This window comes from Cupriavidus sp. 05T313 (assembly GCF_056396665.1).
The window spans coordinates 1-1,705 of the sequence record NZ_JBFTLX010000484.1 but is presented as its reverse complement, the minus strand read 5'-3'; the positions used below and the strand labels follow the sequence as shown (position 1 = coordinate 1,705).

General features: G+C 69.6%; 1 protein-coding gene and 1 pseudogene. Both read right to left on the bottom strand.

What is annotated here, in order from left to right; all coding sequences use genetic code 11:
* Nucleotides 1–173: 173 nt before the first annotated feature.
* Nucleotides 174–1,217, bottom strand: coding sequence for a serine/threonine protein kinase (locus AC1DKD_RS41080; RefSeq protein ID WP_441637730.1), 1,044 nt, complete (start codon nt 1,215–1,217; stop codon nt 174–176).
* A 24-nt stretch (nt 1,218–1,241) separates the two neighbouring features.
* Nucleotides 1,242–1,705, bottom strand: a pseudogene (locus tag AC1DKD_RS41075) (hypothetical protein); the annotation flags it as partial.

Sequence of the window (1,705 nt, the reverse complement as noted above, 5' to 3'; positions counted from 1 at the left end):
AGGGGGGGTCGCCCCATCCGGCGCGCCTTCTTTGCCTACTTTCTTGGCAAGACAAGAAAGTAGGTCGCCGCCCCGCAGGGGTGGTGAAACTGCCTTTGACTTTAAGCCTTTAAGGCTTTAAGGCTTTAAGGCTTTAAGCCGTTGAAGTTAAGCAGTCAAACCCCCAAAACCCCTCATACCGGCCAAAGCGGCCCCTCATCCATCAAAGCCACCTGCTCCCGCAACTCCAGAATCCTATCCTGCCAATACCGCGCACTCCCAAACCACGGAAACGCCGCCGGAAAAGCAGGATCCCGCCACCGGCTCGCCAGCCAAGCGCTGTAATGCAGTAACCGCAGCGTCCGCAACGCCTCAACCAGATAAAGCTCCCGCGGCTGAAACTCCGCGAAATCCTCATACCCGGCCAGGATATCCGCCATCTGCCCCTGCATGGCGGCACGATCGCCCTCCAGCAGCATCCACAGATCCTGCACCGCCGGCCCCATGCGGCTGTCGTCGAAGTCGACGAAATGCGGCCCGGGCGGGCGCGAGCCAGCCCGGGACTCTTCGATCCACAACACATTGCCGCGATGGCAATCGCCATGCAGGCGCAGCAGCGACACATCGCCGGCGCGCTCATAGCAGCGGCGCGCCCCCTCGATGGCCAGATCGGCGACGGCCTGCCAGGCCGGGCGCAGTTCCGCCGGAATGCAGTCCTGCGCCAGCAGCCAGTCGCGCGGGGCCACGCCAAAGCTCTCCACGTCGATCGTGGGTCGCGCCTGGTAAGGGCGCGTGGCGCCGACCGCATGGATGCGGCCGATAAAGCGCCCGAGCCAGGTCAGCGTATCGGCCCGGTCCAGTTCCGGCTCGCGCCCGCCACAGCGGGGAAACACCGCAAAGCGAAAGCCGCCATGCGCCAGCAGCGTGGTGCCGTCGCGCGCGATGGCCGGCACCGCCGGAATCTCCGCCTCGGCCAGTTGCTGCACGAAGGCATGCTCTTCCAGGATGGCGGCGTCGCTCCAGCGGCCAGGCCGGTAGAACTTGACCACCACCGGCGCGCCGCCCTCGATCCCGACCTGGCAGACCCGGTTCTCGTAACTATTGAGCGCCAGCAGGCGGCCGTCGGGTTCGAAACCGGCGGCCTCCATGGCGTCGAGCATCAGGTCCGGCGTGAGGGTGGCATACGGGACGCCACCGTCATCGCCGGGAACCGGAAGGTCATGACCTGGACTGGACATTGCGCGCGGCCGCCTCGCTGTGGATCAGCGCGTGGGCTTGGCGCGCTGGCCGCCCAGCAACGCGGCTTGCGGCGCCGGACGGCGGCCGCGCGGGGCGGCATCCTGTCCGGTGCGCGGCTGCGCTGCGTGGCTGTTGCCATTGGYGCCGCCGCCGGCGCGATTGCCGTTGGCGTCGCTACCGCGGCTGCGGTTGCCGTTGCCGTTGCCGGCGGCGCGGTTGCCATCGACATCACCATTGCGATTGCCGTTGCCGGCGGCGCGGTTGCCGTTCACCTGGCCATTGCGCGGGTTGCCTTGCCCGGCAGCGGCCGGACGGCCGCTGCCCTGGCCAGCGCGCTGGCCCTGGGCCTGCGGCGCGCGGCGTTCGCCGTCGGCAGGTGCCGGGCCACGGCCTTGCGGGGCGCGGGCCGGACGCTGCTGGCGCTCGCCGGCTTCCGCCGCCGGTGCCCGGCCGCGCGGCTGGCCGCCGCCGGCAGGCGCGCCGCGGC

Bases quoted from the DNA above. Each gene is read 5' to 3' on its own strand.
- AC1DKD_RS41080 (WP_441637730.1), bottom strand. From the start codon at position 1,217: ATGTCCAGTCCAGGTCATGACCTTCCGGTTCCCGGCGATGACGGTGGC.